The organism is Paracoccus pacificus (assembly GCF_042680785.1).
GTDB classification, from domain to species: Bacteria; Pseudomonadota; Alphaproteobacteria; order Rhodobacterales; family Rhodobacteraceae; genus Paracoccus; species Paracoccus pacificus.
On sequence record NZ_JBHUEN010000021.1, the window covers coordinates 46,230 to 64,035 of the forward strand.

At 64.9% G+C, this 17,806-nt stretch carries 18 protein-coding genes; 8 read left to right on the top strand and 10 right to left on the bottom strand.

Annotated features, from left to right (window positions below):
* The first annotated feature begins 58 nt into the window (after positions 1-58).
* The 5 genes from pstC to phoB are packed head-to-tail and all read left to right on the top strand — an operon-like array spanning position 59 to position 4,878.
* On the top strand, positions 59-1,264 hold the full coding sequence (pstC, locus tag ACFSCT_RS08335) for a phosphate ABC transporter permease subunit PstC (RefSeq protein ID WP_379141807.1): 1,206 nt from the start codon (positions 59-61) through the stop codon (positions 1,262-1,264).
* Positions 1,261-2,619 (top strand): phosphate ABC transporter permease PstA, encoded by a 1,359-nt coding sequence (gene pstA, locus ACFSCT_RS08340; RefSeq protein ID WP_379141809.1) that lies wholly within the window; start codon positions 1,261-1,263, stop codon positions 2,617-2,619. The genes pstC and pstA overlap by 4 nt, the downstream gene beginning before the upstream one ends.
* Before the next feature lie 19 nt (positions 2,620-2,638).
* The gene (gene pstB / locus ACFSCT_RS08345) at positions 2,639-3,439 is read left to right on the top strand and encodes a phosphate ABC transporter ATP-binding protein PstB (RefSeq protein ID WP_379141811.1); all 801 of its coding nucleotides are present in this window, start codon (positions 2,639-2,641) and stop codon (positions 3,437-3,439) included.
* 17 nt (positions 3,440-3,456) lie between these two features.
* Positions 3,457-4,182, top strand: a complete 726-nt coding sequence (gene phoU, locus ACFSCT_RS08350) for a phosphate signaling complex protein PhoU (protein WP_379141812.1) — start codon at positions 3,457-3,459, stop codon at positions 4,180-4,182.
* 6 nt (positions 4,183-4,188) lie between these two features.
* Positions 4,189-4,878, top strand: a complete 690-nt coding sequence (gene phoB, locus ACFSCT_RS08355) for a phosphate regulon transcriptional regulator PhoB (RefSeq protein ID WP_379141814.1) — start codon at positions 4,189-4,191, stop codon at positions 4,876-4,878.
* 53 nt (positions 4,879-4,931) lie between these two features.
* Here the strand turns inward: phoB and ACFSCT_RS08360 are convergent, their stop codons facing one another.
* From ACFSCT_RS08360 to ACFSCT_RS08390, 7 genes are all read right to left on the bottom strand, one after another.
* On the bottom strand, positions 4,932-5,603 hold the full coding sequence (locus ACFSCT_RS08360; protein WP_379141816.1) for a fumarylacetoacetate hydrolase family protein: 672 nt from the start codon (positions 5,601-5,603) through the stop codon (positions 4,932-4,934).
* Entirely contained in the window at positions 5,600-6,481 is an 882-nt protein-coding gene (locus tag ACFSCT_RS08365) for a ribokinase (RefSeq protein ID WP_379141819.1), read from the bottom strand. Before ACFSCT_RS08365 ends, ACFSCT_RS08360 begins: the two co-directional genes overlap by 4 nt.
* 122 nt (positions 6,482-6,603) lie before the next feature.
* Positions 6,604-8,127: a cytochrome c1 gene (locus tag ACFSCT_RS08370; protein ID WP_379141821.1), complete on the bottom strand. Its 1,524-nt coding sequence runs from the start codon at positions 8,125-8,127 to the stop codon at positions 6,604-6,606.
* A gap of 12 nt (positions 8,128-8,139) precedes the next feature.
* Positions 8,140-9,462 carry a cytochrome b gene (petB, locus tag ACFSCT_RS08375; RefSeq protein ID WP_379141823.1) on the bottom strand — a complete coding sequence of 441 codons (1,323 nt, stop codon included), beginning with the start codon at positions 9,460-9,462 and terminating at the stop codon, positions 8,140-8,142.
* A gap of 13 nt (positions 9,463-9,475) precedes the next feature.
* On the bottom strand, positions 9,476-10,036 hold the full coding sequence (petA, locus tag ACFSCT_RS08380) for a ubiquinol-cytochrome c reductase iron-sulfur subunit (protein ID WP_379141824.1): 561 nt from the start codon (positions 10,034-10,036) through the stop codon (positions 9,476-9,478).
* A gap of 194 nt (positions 10,037-10,230) precedes the next feature.
* A complete protein-coding gene (locus tag ACFSCT_RS08385; protein ID WP_379142234.1) occupies positions 10,231-10,974 on the bottom strand; it encodes a response regulator in 744 nt (247 codons plus the stop codon).
* Between the two features lie 98 nt (positions 10,975-11,072).
* Positions 11,073-11,621 (bottom strand): MarR family winged helix-turn-helix transcriptional regulator, encoded by a 549-nt coding sequence (locus tag ACFSCT_RS08390; RefSeq protein WP_379141826.1) that lies wholly within the window; start codon positions 11,619-11,621, stop codon positions 11,073-11,075.
* Between the two features lie 159 nt (positions 11,622-11,780).
* Here ACFSCT_RS08390 and ACFSCT_RS08395 point away from each other — a divergent pair, with 159 nt between their 5' ends.
* Positions 11,781-12,650 (top strand): branched-chain amino acid aminotransferase, encoded by an 870-nt coding sequence (locus ACFSCT_RS08395; RefSeq protein ID WP_379141828.1) that lies wholly within the window; start codon positions 11,781-11,783, stop codon positions 12,648-12,650.
* An 89-nt stretch (positions 12,651-12,739) separates the two neighbouring features.
* On the opposite strand, the gene ACFSCT_RS08400 is transcribed toward ACFSCT_RS08395, so the two are convergent.
* From ACFSCT_RS08400 to fzlA, 3 genes are all read right to left on the bottom strand, one after another.
* Positions 12,740-12,919, bottom strand: coding sequence for a hypothetical protein (locus ACFSCT_RS08400; RefSeq protein ID WP_379141830.1), 180 nt, complete (start codon positions 12,917-12,919; stop codon positions 12,740-12,742).
* 45 nt (positions 12,920-12,964) lie between these two features.
* Positions 12,965-13,885, bottom strand: coding sequence for a DMT family transporter (locus ACFSCT_RS08405; RefSeq protein WP_379141832.1), 921 nt, complete (start codon positions 13,883-13,885; stop codon positions 12,965-12,967).
* Positions 13,886-13,966: 81 nt separating this feature from the next.
* A complete protein-coding gene (gene fzlA / locus ACFSCT_RS08410; RefSeq protein WP_379141834.1) occupies positions 13,967-14,653 on the bottom strand; it encodes an FtsZ-binding protein FzlA in 687 nt (228 codons plus the stop codon).
* A gap of 147 nt (positions 14,654-14,800) precedes the next feature.
* Here fzlA and ACFSCT_RS08415 point away from each other — a divergent pair, with 147 nt between their 5' ends.
* Together ACFSCT_RS08415 and ACFSCT_RS08420 are read left to right on the top strand one after the other, a co-directional pair.
* Entirely contained in the window at positions 14,801-16,840 is a 2,040-nt protein-coding gene (locus ACFSCT_RS08415; RefSeq protein WP_379141836.1) for an oxidoreductase, read from the top strand.
* Positions 16,841-16,948: 108 nt separating this feature from the next.
* A complete protein-coding gene (locus ACFSCT_RS08420) occupies positions 16,949-17,650 on the top strand; it encodes an SDR family oxidoreductase (protein ID WP_379141838.1) in 702 nt (233 codons plus the stop codon).
* Positions 17,651-17,806: the final 156 nt, after the last annotated feature.

Below are 17,806 nucleotides of genomic sequence, written 5' to 3' on the forward strand. Positions count from 1 at the left end.
CGGCCGGGTGCGAGAGCGCAGGCTCTCGCACCCGTTCGACGCATCCGCAGGGGACCAAATGTCGCTGTTCTGGATCATTCTTGCCATTCTGGCCGTGGTGGCGGTCGCCTTCGCCCTTGGCCGGGGACGCGCGGTCGCTGCGGTTGCTGGTGACACGCGGCTTTTGCATTCCCGACCGGTTTATCACGGGATGTTCGCAGCACTTCTGGCGGGGATCGCCGGCTTTGCGGCACTGATCCTGTGGCCGCAACTGGCCCGGCTGCTGAATATCACCGATATCAGCCGCGTCATTCTGGCCGCCGTGGTGGTGGGCCTGTCCATATTGGCCGCCGTCTGGGCCTTCACGCGGATCGACGCCGGCTTCCGCGCCCGCAACATGTTCGAGCGGTTGGTGCGCGGCGTATTGATCCTGTGCTCGCTGATCGCCATCGCGACGACGGTCGGTATCGTTCTGTCGCTGGTTTTCGAATCGGCCGAGTTCTTCCGCCAGTACCCGTGGCAAAAGTTCTTCCTCAGCACCAGTTGGGCGCCGAATTTTCAGGGCAATTCCGATCTGGGCATCCTGCCGCTTTTGTGGGGCACCCTTTATATCTCGGCCATCGCGCTGCTGGTGGCGGTGCCGATCGGCCTTTTCGCCGCGATATACATGTCCGAATACGCCAGCCCGCGCGTGCGGGGCGTGGTCAAGCCGCTGATCGAGGTGCTGGCCGGCATCCCGACCATCGTCTATGGCCTGTTCGCCCTGATGACGGTGGGACCCATGCTGCGCGACTATTTCGCTCAGCCGCTCGGCCTGGGCGATTCGGGCAGTTCGGTCATGACGGCGGGTCTGGTGATGGGGATCATGATCATCCCCTTCGTGTCCTCGCTGTCCGATGACATCATCAACGCCGTGCCACAATCGTTGCGCGACGGCAGCCTTGGGCTTGGCGCCACGCCTTCGGAAACCATTCGCAGCGTGGTGCTGCCGGCAGCACTTCCAGGCATCGTCGGCGCGGTTCTGCTGGCCGCAAGCCGCGCCATCGGCGAGACGATGATCGTGGTTCTGGGCGCGGGCGCCTCGGCCCGCATGGATCTTAACCCGTTCGAGGCTATGACCACGATCACCGTCAAGATCGTCAGCCAATTGACCGGCGACACCGATTTCGCCGCGCCCGAGACACTGGTCGCCTTCGCGCTTGGCCTGACGCTGTTCGTCATCACGCTGGCGCTGAACATCGTCGCGCTTTACATCGTCCGCAAATACCGGGAGCAGTACGAATGACCGATGCGGCCCTGCACCCCGCGCCCGCCGCCCGGCCGCAAGTGGCCAGATCGCTGCTTGCCGTCGATGCCCGTACACGCCGGCGTAACGCGGCCGAAAAGCGGTTCCGCATCTATGGGATCGTCGCCATCGCGGTCGCGCTGATCGCATTGGCGTTGCTGCTGATCTCGATCCTTGGCGGCGGCCTCAGCGCGTTTCGCCAGACCCGGATCGTGATCCCGGTCGAGCTTTCGGCCCAGATGCTGGACAAGGACGGCAACCGCGATCCCGCCCAGATGGCCAAGGTTCTGACGCTGACCTATGGCAAGGTTCTGGAACAGGCGCTGGAGGCCGAGATTCAGCGTGCCGGGGTCAGCGTTCCCGACCTGTCGGCCAAGGATATTTCGGGCTTCCTTTCGAAAGAAGCGCCGGCGCAGTTGCGGGCCAAGGTTCTGGCCGACCCCGAACTGATCGGTCAGACGATCGAGTTTGACGCGCTGACCAACGGCCGTATCGACGGGTTCTATAAGGGCCGCGTCACCATGGAAAGCGCGGCGAAGGACTCGAACACTTCGCCGGCGCAGTTGCAACTGGCCGAGGCGCTGAAGGCCAAGGGGTTTGTCCGAACCAGCTTCAACACCGATTTCATCACCGCCCCCGACGCCTCGGATCAACGTCCCGAGGCCGCGGGTCTGGGCGTCGCGATCATCGGGTCGTTCTATATGATGATGGTTGTGCTGTGTCTGGCGCTGCCGATCGGTGTCGCAAGCTCGATATACCTCGAGGAATTCGCGCCGAAAAACCGGCTTACCGACCTGATCGAGGTGAATATCGCCAATCTGGCGGCGGTGCCCTCGATCGTGTTCGGTATTCTGGGACTTGCCCTGTTCATCAATTTCGTCGGCCTGCCGCAATCGGCGCCGATCGTGGGTGGCCTCGTGCTGACGCTGATGACCCTGCCGACGATCATCATCTCGACCCGGGCGGCACTGAAGGCGGTGCCCCCCTCGATCCGCGATGCCGCGCTGGGGGTCGGGGCCAGCCGGATGCAGTCGATCTTTCACCATGTGCTGCCGCTCGCGATGCCGGGTATCCTGACCGGCACCATCATCGGGCTGGCGCAGGCGCTGGGGGAAACCGCGCCGCTGTTGCTGATCGGCATGGTCGCCTTTGTGCGCAACTATCCCGCGCCGCCGATGGAGGGTCTTTTCGATCCGGCGTCGGCCCTGCCGGTGCAGATCTATAACTGGACGCAACGCGCCGACCCGGCATTCTTCGAGCGCGCCTCGGGGGCGATCATCGTGTTGCTGATCTTCCTGCTGTTTTTGAACATCCTTGCCATCGTTCTGCGTCGCAAGTTCGAGCGCCGGTGGTAACGTGGATCGGAGAATTGAAATGAACGACGTCGCCAGGATCGACCGCATGGCCCGTATCGAAGATGCCCCGAAAATAAAGGCGAACAAGGTTCAGGTGTTCTATGGCCAGAACCACGCGATCAAGGATGTTGATGTCAATATCCTCGACAAGACCGTCACCGCCTTCATCGGGCCGTCGGGCTGCGGGAAATCGACATTCCTGCGCTGCATCAACCGGATGAACGACACCATCGCGGGGTGCCGCGTCGAAGGCAGCATCCTGCTGGACGGCGAGGATATCTATGATCGCCGCGTGGATCCGGTGCAACTGCGCGCCAAGGTCGGCATGGTGTTTCAAAAGCCGAACCCGTTCCCGAAGTCGATCTATGACAACGTAGCTTACGGTCCCCGCATCCACGGCCTGACCCGCAACAAGGCCGAAACCGACGAAATCGTCGAAAAGGCGCTGCGTGGCGCGGCGCTTTGGAATGAGGTCAAGGACCGCCTGCACGCGCCCGGCACCGGACTGTCGGGCGGTCAGCAACAACGCCTGTGCATCGCCCGGGCCGTCGCCACTGCGCCCGAGGTTCTGTTGATGGACGAACCCTGCTCGGCGCTGGACCCCATCGCCACCGCGCAGGTCGAAGAGCTGATCGACCAGTTGCGGCAGGATTTCTCGGTCGTTATCGTGACCCACTCGATGCAGCAGGCGGCACGGGTCAGTCAGAAGACCGCCTTCTTCCATCTGGGCAACCTCGTCGAGTTCGGCGACACCGACCAGATCTTTACAAACCCGCAGGATCCGCGGACCGAAAGCTATATCTCTGGCCGGATCGGCTGATAAAGGGTAAGCAGCAGATGAACACCGATCAAAAGCACATCCTTTCCGCCTTCGACCGCGATCTTGAGGCCGTTCAGGCGCTTGTGGTCAAGATGGGCGGCATGGTCGAGGCCTCGATCCGCGATGCCGCGCTGGCGCTGGACGGGCGCGACGATGAACTCGCCGCCGAGGTCCGCAAGCGTGACCGCGCCATCGACGTGCTGGAGACCCAGATCAACGAAGAGGCCGCGCGGCTGATCGCGCTCCGCGCGCCCACCGCCTCGGACCTGCGGCTGGCCCTGTCGGTGATCAAGATATCGGCCTCGCTGGAGCGGGTGGGCGATTACGCCAAGAACATCGCCAAACGCACCCATGTCCTGTCCGACATGCCGGTGGTCAATGGCTCGGCCGGCGCGATCCGCCGCATGGCCGGCGCAGTCGAGCAGATGCTGAACGATGCATTGGACAGCTATATCCACCGCAACGCTGCGCTTGCCGCCGATGTCCGCGCCCGCGATCTGGAAGTCGACCAGATGTATAACGCGCTGTTCCGCGAGTTCCTGACCCATATGATGGAGGATCCGCGCAACATAACGCCGTGCATGCACCTGCATTTCATCGCCAAGAACATCGAGCGGATGGGGGACCACGCGACCGGCATCGCCGAACAGGTGATCTATCTGGTCACCGGCGAATTGCCCGACGATCCACGGCCAAAGACCGACAGCGTCGCCCCCGCCAAATCCGGCACGATCGGAAGCTGATCGCCCATGTCTGTTCAACAACCCTGTGTACTTGTTGTCGAGGATGAAGGCGCGCAGCGCGAGGTGCTGCGGTACAACCTCGAGGCCGAGGGCTTTACCGTCGTGGTTGCCGAATCCGGCGATGAGGCGCTTTTGCTGGTTCAGGAAGAACGTCCTGATCTGGTCGTGCTGGACTGGATGCTGCCGAATGTGTCGGGGATCGAGATCTGCCGCCGCATCAAGGCCGATCCCGAAATGCGCAACATCCCGATCATCATGCTGTCGGCGCGCAGCGAGGAATCGGACCGCGTGCGCGGGCTGGAAACCGGCGCCGACGACTATGTCGTCAAACCCTATTCGGTCGTCGAACTGATGGCGCGGCTGCGCACCCAGTTGCGCCGGACGCGCCCCACCACCATGGGCGAGCGCATCAGTTACGAGGACATCATCCTTGATGCGGCGGAACACCGGGTCTTTCGCGCCGGCCGGCCGCTGCACCTCGGGCCGACCGAGTTCCGGCTTTTGGCCACGCTTATGGAAAAGCCGGGTCGGGTCTGGACCCGCGAGCAGCTTCTGGATCGGGTCTGGGGCCGGGATATCTATGTCGACACCCGCACGATCGACGTCCATGTCGGCCGCCTGCGCAAGGTGCTGATGACGCATGGCGGCGAAAACCCGGTCCGCACGGTGCGCGGCACCGGCTATGCGCTGGGCTAGCGTTTAACCGGAACGGCCCGCACTTGCTGCGTCCAGCGTTTGCGGGCGTCGGATCAGCCGGTGACGGTGATCTCCAGCGGGGGCAGCCCGTCAACCTCGGCACGCACCTGATCGCCGACCACCAAGGGCGCGACGCCCGCAGGCGTGCCGGTCATCACCAGATCGCCGGGTTCGAGGTGATACAGCGTCGACAGGTGGCAAAGCAGCTCGACCGGGCCGAAAATCATCTGGTCGATGCCCGATTCCTGCCGCAGGGTCCCGTTCACTGACAGCCGGATATCCGGGCCGGGCGTCGCGCGTGACAAGGGCGCGATGACGGCCGATTGCTCAAAATCCTTGCTGGTATCCCATGGGCGCCGCTTTTCCTTTGCCTGCGCCTGCAAATCGCGCCGGGTCAGGTCAAGCCCGACGGCATAGGCGATGATCGCGGCGCGCGCCTGTTCCGGCGTGGCCCGGAACAAAGGCGCGCCGATGGCCAGAACCAGTTCGACCTCGTGATGCAGGTCGCTGGTGCCGGGCGGATAGGCGACATTGCCGGGCGGGCTTACCGCATAGGCCGATTTGGTGAAATAGAACGGCGCTTCCCGGTCGACCTCATTGCCCATTTCCAGCACATGTTCGACATAGTTGCGCCCGACGCAGAACACCCGGTGCACGGGGAACAGCGTCGCTTCACCCGCGATCGGCAGCGACGGTTGCGGGGCGGGGGCGAAAAGCCAGTTCATCCGTATTCCTTCATGAAGGTTTCGACTTCTTCGCGCGTGGGTATCGCGTCGCCGGCACCGGGGCGCGTTACCTTCAGCGCCGCCGCCGCCGCGGCAAGACGCAACGCCGGCTCGATCTCCAGACCCTGATCGGTGGCGGCGGCAAAATAGCCGGCGAAACAATCGCCGGCGCCGGTGCTGTCGGTGGCCTTGACCCGGAAGGCCGGAACCTCGGTCACCTGATCGGTCCAAAGCTCTCGGTATTCGGCGCCCTTGACCCCGCGCGTGACCAGCATCGCCACGACCTCGGGGGTATCGCCGTCAAGCGCAGCGGCCAGATCCTCGGCCTCGTGTTCATTCATCGCCAAGATATCGACATGGGGCAGCACCGCCCGGACGGCGCGAATATCGAAGGGCGCGGCCGAATAGATCACCCGTGCGCCGGCCGCCCTGGCCAGACCGGCGGCCTCGACCTGCAAATTCGTCTCATTCTGCAACAGCAGCGTATCGCCGGGGCCGATGCCGGCCAGCACGGCAGAGACCCCTTGCGGTTCGATCGCCAGATTGGCGCCACCGTGCAGGACGATCGAATTCTCGGCCGTGTCATCGTCAAGCAGGATGATCGCATGCCCCGAGGTCGTGCCGGTCAACCGCTGGACGGCGGTCGTATCGACGCCATAGTCAGACATCCGCGCGGTGATCCAGTTATCGGCGGCCGAAATTGCGCCGACATGGATGACGTTCGAACCCGCGCGCGCCGCCGCAATCGACTGGTTCGCACCCTTGCCGCCCAAACCCTCGCGGTAGCTGTCACAGCTGATCGTCTCGCCCGGCTGCGGCAGATGCTTCAGCCCATAGATGTGGTCGATATTGATCGAGCCAAGGTTATAGACGGTCATATCGGCCCTCGATTCTGCCGGCTGCGGCGGTCGCGCGCCTTGCGCCTTGCGCCGAATGTGAAACGCGCCCCGTTTCGGGCGGGGCGCGCGTTATGTTTTCCGGTGGTTCAGGGGCAGGCCCGTCACTGTTCGGAATGCTTGCCTTTGTAGGGCGCCCAGATGCGCTTGTTCGTATAGTAAAGCAGCGCGGCCAGCACGATCATGAACAGCACCGAGACCAGCCCGAATTGCTTGCGGGCCATCATCTTCGGCTCGGCCGTCCACATCAGGAAGTTGGAGATCGCATAGGCCTCGGAGTTCAGGTCGTTCGGCACTTCGCCGGCAAAGGTCACCGTGCCGCCTTCGGGCGCAAGCGGCGGCGGCATCTTGATCCAACCGCCCGCGAAGGCGGTATTCTCATAGAAGGTCGCGCCGGCCTCTTCCTTCGTCTCGCCGGTATAGCCGGTCAGGATCGAGTAGATGTATTCCGGGCCGCCGATGCCGTTGACCAGTTGGCTGATCCCGGTGCCGTAAGGCCCGTGAAAGCCGGCGCGCGCCTTTGCCATCAGCGACAGATCCGGGCCGGTGCCGTCGACGACCGCGACGGTGGGGAAGCTGTCCGCGGGGATACGCGGGCGCTCTTCGCCGGTTTCGGGGTCCTCGATCGTCAGGTTGGCAGCGTAGGCGCGGACCTGATCCTCGGGCAGTTCAGGGCCACCGCGATCGCCAAGCGTCCGCAGCGGGACATATTGCAGGCCGTGGCAGGCCGAACAGACCTCGGTATAGACCTGCAAGCCGCGCTGAAGGTCATCCTTGTTGTAACGCCCGAACGGGCCTTCAAAGGGAAAGGCGACGTCGGTGGTATGGCTTTCCTCACCGCCTGCTGTCTCGCCACCCGCTTCCTCGGCGGCCGAGGCTGCCTCGGCTTCGGCGCCTTTGGCGGTGTCGGTCGCCGCCACGTCGGCCGCAGCTTTGCCCTCATCCGTCTCGGCAGCGGCGTCGGCCGCGTTGGTCGCCGCGTTTTCTTCGGCCGCGGGGGTTTCCGCAGCCGGGGCCGCGTTGGCGGCAGGTGCTTCAGCAGCCGGGGCTTCCGCAGCGGGGGCCGCATCCGTCGCCGGTGCTTCGGTGGCGGGCGCGTCGGCAGCCGGAGCGGTGTCACCCGCGGGAGCTTCAGCGGCAGGGGCCGCGTCAGTGGCAGGCGCCTCGGCCGCAGGTGCTTCCGGGGCAGGTGCCGCGTCAGCCGCAGGCGCTTCGGCGGCGGGAGCAGGGGCCTCGGCGGCAGGTGCTGCGGGCGTTGCCGGCGCATCAGCGGCAGGCGTTTCGGCGGCAGGAGCGGTTTCGGCCGGTGCCGGTGCTTCGGCGCCTGGGGTTTGGGCTGCCGGTGCCTCGGCCGCAGGAGCCGCAGGGGCAGCCGGGGTCTGCGCCGGGGGCGTCTCGGCCGCCGGGGCAGGTGTTGTGGGAGCAGGTGCCGCCGGAGCGGGAGCACCCGGGGCCGGAGCCGCCGGAGCCGCCGGGGCGGGCGTTGCCGGGGCAGGCGTCGCCGGGGCAGTTGCCGGTGGCACGACCGCTGGCGGGGTCGCGTTGTCGGTCGCGGTTTGCGACATCGCGGCGCCGCTGGCCAGGGCAAGGGCCGCAACGGCCGTGAGCGAGACTTTTCTCAGGGACATGTTAGCGGCTCCTTACTCGGCCGGATGGGCCTTGGCCCGGTAATGTTCGTTGAAATCCTGCTCGATCGTGGCGGGCATCGGATCAGCTTTTTCGGTCACCCCAAGCAGCGGCAGGATGATCAGGAAATAGGCGAACCAATAGGCCGCACCAGCCAGCGAGATATAGGGATAGATCCCCTCGGGCGGCTGCGCGCCGACCCATGTCAGGATAACGAAATCGATCACCAACAGCCCGAACCACCACTTGAACTGTGGACGGTACCGGCCCGAGCGGACGCGGCTGGTATCCAGCCACGGCACCAGCGCCAGCACCAGGATCGCCCCGAACATCGCCAGCACGCCGAAGAATTTGGCGTCGATGATGCCGAAGGACAGGAAACTGACCAGCTGCACGACCCAGACATCGGCGGTAAAGGCGCGCAGGATCGCGTAGAACGGCAGGAAGTACCATTCCGGCACGATATGCGGCGGCGTCACCAGCGGGTTCGCCTCGGTATAGTTGTCGGGGTGACCCAGATAGTTCGGCATGAAGCCGACGATGGCGAAGAACACGACCAGAATCACGGCCAGCGCGAACAGGTCCTTGATCACGAAATAGGGCCAGAACGGCAGCGTGTCCTTTTCGGCCTCTTCCTTGCTGCCGCGCCGTACGTCGATGCCGGTCGGGTTGTTGTTGCCGGTGGTGTGGAACGCCCAGATATGGACCACGACCAGTGCTGCGATGATGAAGGGCAGCAGATAATGCAGCGAGAAGAAACGGTTCAGCGTCGGGTTGTCGACCGCCGGTCCGCCCAGAAGCCAGGTCTGGATCGACGGTCCGACGCCGGGGATGGCGCCGAACAGGCCGGTGATCACCGTCGCACCCCAGAAGGACATCTGCCCCCAGGGCAGCACATAGCCCATGAATGCCGTCGCCATCATCGCCAGATAGATCAGCATGCCGATGATCCAGGTCACTTCGCGCGGCGCCTTGTAGGAACCGTAGAAAAGACCGCGGAAGATGTGGACATAGACGGCAAAGAAGAACAGCGAGGCGCCGTTCGCGTGCAGATAGCGCAGCACCGCGCCGCCGTTCACGTTCCGCATGATGTGCTCGACCGAGGCGAAGGCCATGTCGACATGGGGGGTGTAATGCATCACCAGAACGATGCCGGTGACGATTTGCAGGGCCAGGCAGAAAGCCAGTACGATGCCCCAGATCCACCACCAGTTGAGGTTCTTCGGGGTCGGGATCATCAGCGTGTCATAGATCAGGCTGACGATCGGCAGACGGCGGTGCAACCAGCGCTCGGCGCCGGTTTTGGGTTCGTAATGATCGTGCGGGATACCGGACATGTTACGCTTCCCCTCAGCCCAGGACGATGGTTGTGTCGCCGTCGAAGGCAACGACCGGAATATGCAGGTTCTGCGGCGCGGGGCCTTTGCGGATCCGTCCGGCAGTATCGTAATGCGAGCCGTGGCAGGGGCAGAACCAGCCGCCGAAATCACCCGCGCCATTGCCGATCGGCACGCAACCCAGATGGGTGCAGACGCCGATCATGACCAGCCATTCACCGGCCTCGTCCATGGCGCGGTTTTCGTCGGTCGCGGGTTCGTCGGGCTTGTTCGCATTCTCGGCGCTCTGGTCGATCAGATCGCTCAGCGGCACGGCGCGCGCGGCCTCGATCTCGGCCGGCATGCGACGGCGGATGAAGACCGGCTTGCCCAGCCATTTCACGGTAAGCTGTGTGCCCTGTTCCACTGCGGACACATCGACGCGGATCGACGAAAGCGCCAGCACGTCGGCCGAGGGGTTCATTTGGTTAACCAGCGCCCAACCGGCCGCGCCGGTGGCAACCGCCCCCGCGCCAGCCGTTGCATAAAAGAGGAAGTCCCTCCGGGTGCCTTGGTGATCTTCTCCGTCGGACACGTTTGTTCTCCATTGCGGGCCGGGCAGCACCTAACCGCCGCGGCTGGCCGATATTCCGATCCGGCCGCGAAAACGCAGCCTTGCGGGGCGTTTGTAGCGTTCAATTCCGCGTCAGTCCAGCCGGGACCAAGGCAAAAACCGGGCCAAATAGACGCAGGTGGCGCGGCGGTCACACCGCCGCCCGGGCCGCCGGCCTAGTCGGGGACCAGCATATAACCCGTCCCCCGCACCGTTTGCAGATAGCGCGGCTCGCGCGGATCCGGCTCGATCTTGCGGCGCAGACGGGTCATCTGCACATCTATGGCGCGCTCCGAGTTATGTTCGGCGCTGCGCTCGGCCTCGGCGGGGTCGGGGGCCGAGTCGCGGCCCAGCTCCTCGATCAGCTCGGCCCGACTCACCGCCTCGCCCGGCGCCCGGGCCAGCCGGCGCAGCAAGGTTTGTTCGGTGCCGGTCAGCCGGATCGGGGATTCGCCGTGCCAGAGATCGCCCTTTTCCGTGTCGTAGCGCAGCGGACCAAGGTTCAGGAACTTCGGGCCCCGGTGATCGGCGGCGGGCATGCGCCGCAGGATGGCGGCGATTCGCAGCAGCAGCTCGCGCGGCTCGAACGGCTTGGCCAGATAGTCGTCGGCACCCGATTCCAGCCCCTCGATCCGGTCGGCGGTCTCGCCCCGTGCCGTCAACAGAAGGATCGGCGTCGAGATCTGCCGGCGCAGGTCACGGGTCAGGGAAATGCCATCCTCGCCCGGCATCATCACATCCAGCACGATCAGATCGAACTCCAGCCCGGCCAGCAACCGGCGGGCCTGTGCGGCATCCCGGGCGCAGGACACGAAAAACCCGTTCCGAATCAGAAATTTTCGCAACAGCGCGCGGATGCGTTCGTCGTCATCGACGATCAGCAGATGGGTTTCGCGCCCGCCGGCGGTCGCGCCGGTCATTCCCGCCGCGGATTTGTCGGCAGGTGCCCCCGTTTTTTCGGCAGGTGCCCCCGTCGCCTGAGATTCGCTCATCACCGGCCCCCGGTCTTGCGCCTTGGTTACTTCTGCTTTGCCGAAGCATCGTCCGGCAGATCCTTCATCGCCAGATATTGGCGCGCGGTCGCATTGTCCATCATCGCCTCCAGCACCTGACGAAAGCCGTGAACCGCCTGCGGCCCGGCGGCGCGATAGGCGGCGCGCATTCGCACCCGCTGGGCTTCCGACAGCCGCCGTTCAAGCGCCGTGCCGCGATCGGTCAGGAACAGCAGCCTTTCGCGACGGTCCCGCCGGCCGACGCGGTTCTCGACCAGCCCGTCCTCAATCAGTGTCCGCAGCACGCGGTTCAGCGATTGCTTGGTGACGCCAAGAACTTCCAGCAGGGCGGTGACGGTCAGGCCGGGCTGGCGATTGATGAAATGCAGCGCGCGGTGATGCGCGCGACCGTATTCCATCTCGGCCAGAATAAGATCCGGGTCGGCGGTAAAGGCGCGATAGGCAAAGAACATCGCCTCGATACCCTTGCGCAACTGGTCATCGGTCAGGAACAGCAGATCCTCGCCGCTGCCTATTCCCGCGCCTGCCGATACACTTCGCGCACCCTGCACCATGATTTCCGCCCCCGCATTTTCTGCATGGCCGCCATTATGGCAGCGATGTTGACATTCTGATACTCTGGGGCTAGCGGTCAAGCCATACCGCGCAATTTTCTGCAATCGTGCGGCACGAATGCGCAATAATCGAAAAGCCTAGATGTCAGGAGGAAAGACATGGCCGGTTCTTATGATGACCGCGACGGCAAGATCTGGATGGACGGCGAACTGGTCGACTGGCGTGACGCCAAGGTGCATATCCTGACCCATGCGCTGCACTATGCCAGCTCGGTCTTCGAGGGCGAGCGCTGCTATAACGGCAAGATCTTCAAAGGCCATGAACATTCGCTACGCCTGATCGAATCGGCCCGGCTTCTGGACATGGAATCGCCCTATTCGGCCGATGAAATCGACGCCGCGAAGGAAGCCGTCCTGAAGGCCAACGGCTTCACCGATGCCTATGTCCGTGCGGTGATGTGGCGGGGGTCGGGCGACGACATGGGCGTTTCGGCGCGCCGGAACCCGGTGCGCATGGCCGTCGCCGCCTGGGAATGGGGCAGCTATTACGGCGACGCCAAATGGCAGGGAGCGAAACTCGACATCGCCAAATTGAAGCGTCCCAGCCCCGAAACCATCCCCACTGCCGCCAAGGCCGCCGGTCTTTACATGATCTGCACCATGTCCAAACATGCCGCTGAAGCCAAAGGCTGCTCGGACGCGCTGTTCATGGATTGGGAGGGGTATGTCGCCGAAGCCACCGGCGCCAACATCTTCTTCATCAAGGATGGCGAGGTTCACACGCCGCTGGCCGATCGCTTCCTGAACGGGATCACCCGGCAGACCATCGTCCAGATGCTCAAGGACAATGGCGTCCCCGTGCATGAACGCCGCATCAGACCCGAAGAGATGGACGGTTTTCAGGAATGCTTCCTGACCGGGACCGCCGCCGAGGTGACCCCGGTCGGCCAGATCGGCGACTGGAATTTCCAGGTCGGCCAGATGACCCGCAAGATCTCGGACGATTACGAAAAGCTGGTCCGGGCGTGATCCGGCACGCCCAGACCAGAACGGCAAGGGAAGGCGCGCGCCTTCCCTTTTTTCTTGTCGCAGCCCCGGCCGGTCAGCCGGGCCGTGGTTCAGGTCGTCTGACCGCGCTCGATACGCAGATATTCCGCCGCGCGGCGGCTGTCGGCGGGGCGCTCATGCGGGCGGCGCGACAGGGTCTCGATGGCGGGATGCGGGCCCTCGCGATATTCGTCGGACGTATAGTGACGGGTACGCGGATCAGCCTCGGGAGCTTTGGATTTCTTGATCATGAAATATCCTCCGTCCGGGCAATATAGCCCCGATTCGCCGGAATATCACCCCTGCGGCGTCGTTGATTTGCGTTGATCGGCGCGGTTCAGCCCCAGATAGCGCTCGCGCAGGATGATCCCGATCCCGGCGGCGATGATGATGGCGGCGCCGATCAGCATGGCCGCGGTGGGCACTTCGGCAAAGACGAAATAGCCGATCATCAGCGCAAACAGCATCGAGGAATACTCGAACGGCGCGATCAGCGAGGCATCCGCATGACGATAGCTGGAGGTCAGCAGAATCTGCCCGATCCCGCCGCAAAGCCCGGTCAGAATCAGCAGACACAGCGTCAGCGGGCCGGGAATTGCCCAGCCGAACGGAATCGTCGCCAGCGACAGGACCGCCGAGGTGAAGGAAAACCAGAACACGATCGCCGAGGTTTTCTCGACCGCGACCATCTTGCGCACGAATACCTGCGCCAGCGCCCCGCAGACCGCGCCCATCAGCGTGACCGTGGCGCCCAGCATCTGCGCCGTGGTCAGATCGCCTCCGGCGACGCCCAGACGCGGCGACAATACGATGATCACGCCGACCAGACCGACCAGCACCATGCCGATACGGAACGGCCCCACGGTTTCGTTCAGGAACATGGCCGCGAAAACCACGGTCAGCAGCGGCGAGGCATAGCCGATGGCGGTGACCTCGGGCAGCGGCAAAAGCCCAAGACCGGCAAAGCCGAACCCCATCGCGGCGGTTCCGGCAAAACCGCGAAAGAAATGGCCCATCGGCCGGACCGTCCTGATCCCGCCCCGCACCTCGCCCCGCATGGCCAGCCAGATGAAGATCACCGGCATCGCGAACAGCGACCGGAAAAACACCGCCTCACCGGCCGGAATCGTGCCGGACACCTGTTTCACCAGCGAGGCCATCACCACGAAGGCGACCGCCGACATGATCTTGAGCGTGATGCCGCGTAAGGGGTTCATCGCCGCCACCCGGGGCGCCCGAACGCATTCTTCCTTGTGGAAATATCCCGGGGGTCCGGGGGCAGCGCCCCCGGCCGCCGCCTAGAAATCCAGCTCGGCATATTGGGGCGAGGCCTTGACGCCCGGCATCTGGTCGGCCAGCAGCGACCGGAACGCCGGCCGCGACTTGATCGTCGCATACCAGTCCCGCACCGTGTTCGAGCGGTCCCAGTCCACGTCCGAGATATAGTCGAGACAGGACAGATGCGCCGCCGCCGCGAAATCCGCCAGCGTCATGTTGTTGCCGGCCAGCCAGCGCCGCTGTTCCAGCAAGGCGGTCATGTAATCCAGATGAACCTTGATCGCCTTCAGTCCGTTCTTGATCGTGGCGCTGTCGGGATAGCCGAGATTCTGGACTTTCTTCCACACCCGTTCATGCATGATCGGCTGGGTGACCTCGGCGTTGAACTTGTCGTCGAACCATGCGCAAAGCCGGCGCACTTCGTAGCGCTCGCTGGCCTGCCGGGGCATCAGCGGCGGCTGCGGAACGGTTTCGTCCAGATATTCGCATATCGCCTGGCTTTCCGGCATCATCTTGCCTTCGTGGCGCAGCACCGGGACCTTGCCGGCGGGGTTGCGGCGCAACAGCTCGGGCGATTGCTCCCAGTATTTTTCCTCGACCAGCTCGACCTCGATCTTCTTTTCGGCCAGCGTCAGCCGGACTTTTCGGCAGAACGGCGACAGCGCGACGTGATAAAGACGGGTGGGCGCGGGGGCGGATGAGTTCATGGCGGGCCTTTGGCTGAATGCCCTTTGACTAGCCCCGCATGATCGCGGATTCAACCGCCCGCAGGTCGCCGTCACCGGATTGTGCCGGCGGCGTTGCGCCCGTAACATCCGGGGCGCCTGACATGCTGTCCGCCGCGAGGTTCCCGGATGCGCGAAGATCCCTTGCTGACCCCCTATCGGCTGAAGCATCTGACGCTTCGGAACCGGCTGGTGATCACCGCGCATGAACCCGCCTATTCCGAGGACGGGATGCCGAAAGGCCGCTATCGCGCCTATCATGCCGAGCGTGCGCGGGGCGGGGTGGCGCTGACCATGACCGCCGGTTCGGCCTCGGTCTCGCGCGACAGCCCGCCCGCCTTCGGCAATCTGCTGTGCTGGAAGGACGAGATCGTGCCATGGCTGCGCGACCTCGCCGACGAATGCCACGACGCCGGGGCGGCGGTGATGATCCAACTGACCCATCTGGGCCGGCGCACGCGCTGGGATACCGCCGACTGGCTGCCGATCGTCTCGGCCTCGCGCGCCCGCGAAGCCGCGCATCGCGCCTTTCCGAAACGGATCGAGGATTGGGACATCGACCGCATCATCGCCGATTACGCCGACGCGGCCGAACGGATGCAGGCGGCCGGTCTCGACGGGATCGAGCTTGAATGCTACGGCCATCTGATCGACCAGTTCTGGTCGCCCCGCACCAACGACATGGACGCGCCATGGGGCGGCGCCGATCTTGCCGCCCGCATGGGTTTCGGCGACGCGGTGATCGCCGCGATCCGCGAAAGGGTGGGACCCGAGTTCATCCTCGGCACCCGTTTCAGCGCCGACGAGTCCGTCGAGGGCGGGATTTCCGAAACCGAGGGGATGCAGATCGCGCTGCGCCTGCGCGACTCGGGTCAGGTCGATTTCCTGAACGTCATCCGCGGCCGCATCGACACCGACGCCGCCCTGACCGATGTGATCCCGATTCAGGGCATGGCGTCGGCGCCGCATCTGGATTTCGCCGGCAAGGTTCGTGCCCGGACCGGCATGCCGGTCCTGCACGCCGCCCGCATTCCCGATGTGGCGACCGCGCGCCATGCCATCGCCTCGGGGCTTCTCGATATGGTCGGCATGACCCGCGCCCATATCGCCGACCCCCATATCGTCCGCAAGCTGGTCGAGGGGCGCGAGGACGACATCCGGCCCTGTGTCGGCGCGAATTACTGCCTAGACCGGATCTATCAGGGCGAGATGGCGCTTTGCATCCACAACCCTTCCTCGGGGCGCGAGGAGACGTTGCCGCAACAGGTTCAGCCGGCGTCGGACCGCCTGCGGGTTACGATCGTTGGTGCCGGGCCGGCCGGGCTTGAAGCCGCGCGTGTGGCAGCTTTGCGTGGCCATGCGGTGACGGTGCTCGAGGCGGCGGCACAGCCCGGCGGCCAGTTGCGCCTGACCGCGCAAAGCCCGCGCCGGCGCGAGATGATCGCGATCGCCGACTGGCGCTTGGCGCAATGCGAGAAGCTCGGGGTGGCGTTCCGCTTCAACACCTATGCCGAGCCGGGCGACGTGCTGGAAACCGATCCGCAGGTCGTCATCATCGCCACCGGCGGCATCGCGCAGGGCTGCGACCTGACGCAGGGGGACGAGTTGACGGTCACCGCATGGGACATTCTGTCGGGCGATGTCCGGCCCGGATCGAACGTGCTTCTTTATGACGACGCCGGCGATAACGCCGGCCTTCAGGCCGCGCAGATGCTGGCCGAGGCCGGCGCGCGGGTCGAGATCGTGACGCCCGAACGCACCTTCGCGCCCGAGGTCATGGGCATGAATCTGGTGCCCTATATCCGCGCGCTGCAACCTTTTGACGTGCGCTTTACGCTGACATGGCGGCTGCGGGGCGTGGCGCGCGACGGCAACGGTCTGCGGGCCAGCCTGGGCAGCGATTACGGCCCCAGTCAGCAGGAACGGCAGGTCGATCAGGTGGTGGTCAATCACGGCACCATGCCGCTGGATGAGCTGTATTTCGCGCTGAAGCCGCTGTCGTCGAACCGTGGCGCCGTCGATCATGAGGCGCTGATCGCAAACCGACCCCAGCGGCTCGACCCGAACCCCGATGGGGCGTTCCGGCTGTTCCGTATCGGCGATGCGGTTGCGGCGCGGAACACCCATGCCGCTATTCTGGATGCGCGGCGGTTGCTGGGGGCGGTGTGACCGGCGCGCCGGCCTTGGGCCGCTGCGGTCGCGGTTGCGCAGATCGTTCACGGCTGACAGGCTGGCATGACGCGGCGTGACCGCAGGCCCGGGATGCGAGGGGACGAAATGGCTGAAAAAGTTTGTATGATCATCGGTGGCGGCCGGGGCATGGGTGCCGCGACCGCGCGCGAGATGCACGGCCGCGGCTATCGGCTGGCGCTGATGTCGCCCTCGGGCAGCGCCGAGACGCTGGCGGCGGAACTGGGCGGCGTGGGGCTGAGCGGCCGCGCCGAGAATGCCGACGATATCCGGCGGTTGTTCGACCTGACCACGGAACGCTATGGCCGGATCGACGCGGTGCTGATCCATGTCGGCGGACCGCCCAAGGGCGACCTGCTGGAGATCCCGGACGCCGATTGGGAAAAGGCCAATGCGATGGTGATCATGCCGGTTGTGCGCACGGCGCGGCTGGTCACCCCGGTGATGGAGGCGCAGGGCGGCGGCTCCATCGTCTGTATCACCACGTTTTCGGCCTTCGAACCCAGCCTCAGCTTCCCGACCTCCAGCGTCTACCGGGTCGGCGTGTCGTCCTTCGCCAAGCTCTATTCGGACCGATACGGGCCGGCCAACATCCGCATGAACTGCCTGCTGCCCGGCTTCACCGACAGTCTCGACCTGCCCGAGAAATACGCGAAGATGTCCGCCCTGGGCCGGCTTGCGCGGGCCGAGGAACAGGGCAAGGCGGCGGCGTTTCTTCTGTCCGAGGACAGCAGCTATATCACCGGGCAGTCCTTGCGCGTGGATGGCGGCGTGACCCGGGCGATGTAGCGGCGCGCGTGCCGGCGCGTTTGATCGCGCGCGGCCCGTATCTCTCTGAAAAAAAGCGCGGCGATGGGCCGCGCTTCAAAACATGCCTTTGCGGGGCCCCTTCGTTGGGAAACCGATTGTTTCCAGACGGAAACCGGCCGGGTATCACCGCCGGTC

Coding starts and splice junctions, on each gene's coding strand:
- pstB (WP_379141811.1), top strand. CDS start 2,639: ATGAACGACGTCGCCAGGATCGACCGCATGGCCCGTATCGAAGATGCC.
- petB (WP_379141823.1), bottom strand. CDS start 9,462: ATGTCCGGTATCCCGCACGATCATTACGAACCCAAAACCGGCGCCGAG.
- phoB (WP_379141814.1), top strand. CDS start 4,189: ATGTCTGTTCAACAACCCTGTGTACTTGTTGTCGAGGATGAAGGCGCG.
- ACFSCT_RS08395 (WP_379141828.1), top strand. CDS start 11,781: ATGGCCGGTTCTTATGATGACCGCGACGGCAAGATCTGGATGGACGGC.
- ACFSCT_RS08360 (WP_379141816.1), bottom strand. CDS start 5,603: ATGAACTGGCTTTTCGCCCCCGCCCCGCAACCGTCGCTGCCGATCGCG.
- pstC (WP_379141807.1), top strand. CDS start 59: ATGTCGCTGTTCTGGATCATTCTTGCCATTCTGGCCGTGGTGGCGGTC.
- ACFSCT_RS08405 (WP_379141832.1), bottom strand. CDS start 13,885: ATGAACCCCTTACGCGGCATCACGCTCAAGATCATGTCGGCGGTCGCC.
- fzlA (WP_379141834.1), bottom strand. CDS start 14,653: ATGAACTCATCCGCCCCCGCGCCCACCCGTCTTTATCACGTCGCGCTG.
- ACFSCT_RS08370 (WP_379141821.1), bottom strand. CDS start 8,127: ATGTCCCTGAGAAAAGTCTCGCTCACGGCCGTTGCGGCCCTTGCCCTG.
- ACFSCT_RS08420 (WP_379141838.1), top strand. CDS start 16,949: ATGGCTGAAAAAGTTTGTATGATCATCGGTGGCGGCCGGGGCATGGGT.
- ACFSCT_RS08390 (WP_379141826.1), bottom strand. CDS start 11,621: ATGGTGCAGGGTGCGCGAAGTGTATCGGCAGGCGCGGGAATAGGCAGC.
- ACFSCT_RS08415 (WP_379141836.1), top strand. CDS start 14,801: ATGCGCGAAGATCCCTTGCTGACCCCCTATCGGCTGAAGCATCTGACG.
- ACFSCT_RS08385 (WP_379142234.1), bottom strand. CDS start 10,974: ATGACCGGCGCGACCGCCGGCGGGCGCGAAACCCATCTGCTGATCGTC.
- ACFSCT_RS08365 (WP_379141819.1), bottom strand. CDS start 6,481: ATGACCGTCTATAACCTTGGCTCGATCAATATCGACCACATCTATGGG.
- ACFSCT_RS08400 (WP_379141830.1), bottom strand. CDS start 12,919: ATGATCAAGAAATCCAAAGCTCCCGAGGCTGATCCGCGTACCCGTCAC.
- pstA (WP_379141809.1), top strand. CDS start 1,261: ATGACCGATGCGGCCCTGCACCCCGCGCCCGCCGCCCGGCCGCAAGTG.
- phoU (WP_379141812.1), top strand. CDS start 3,457: ATGAACACCGATCAAAAGCACATCCTTTCCGCCTTCGACCGCGATCTT.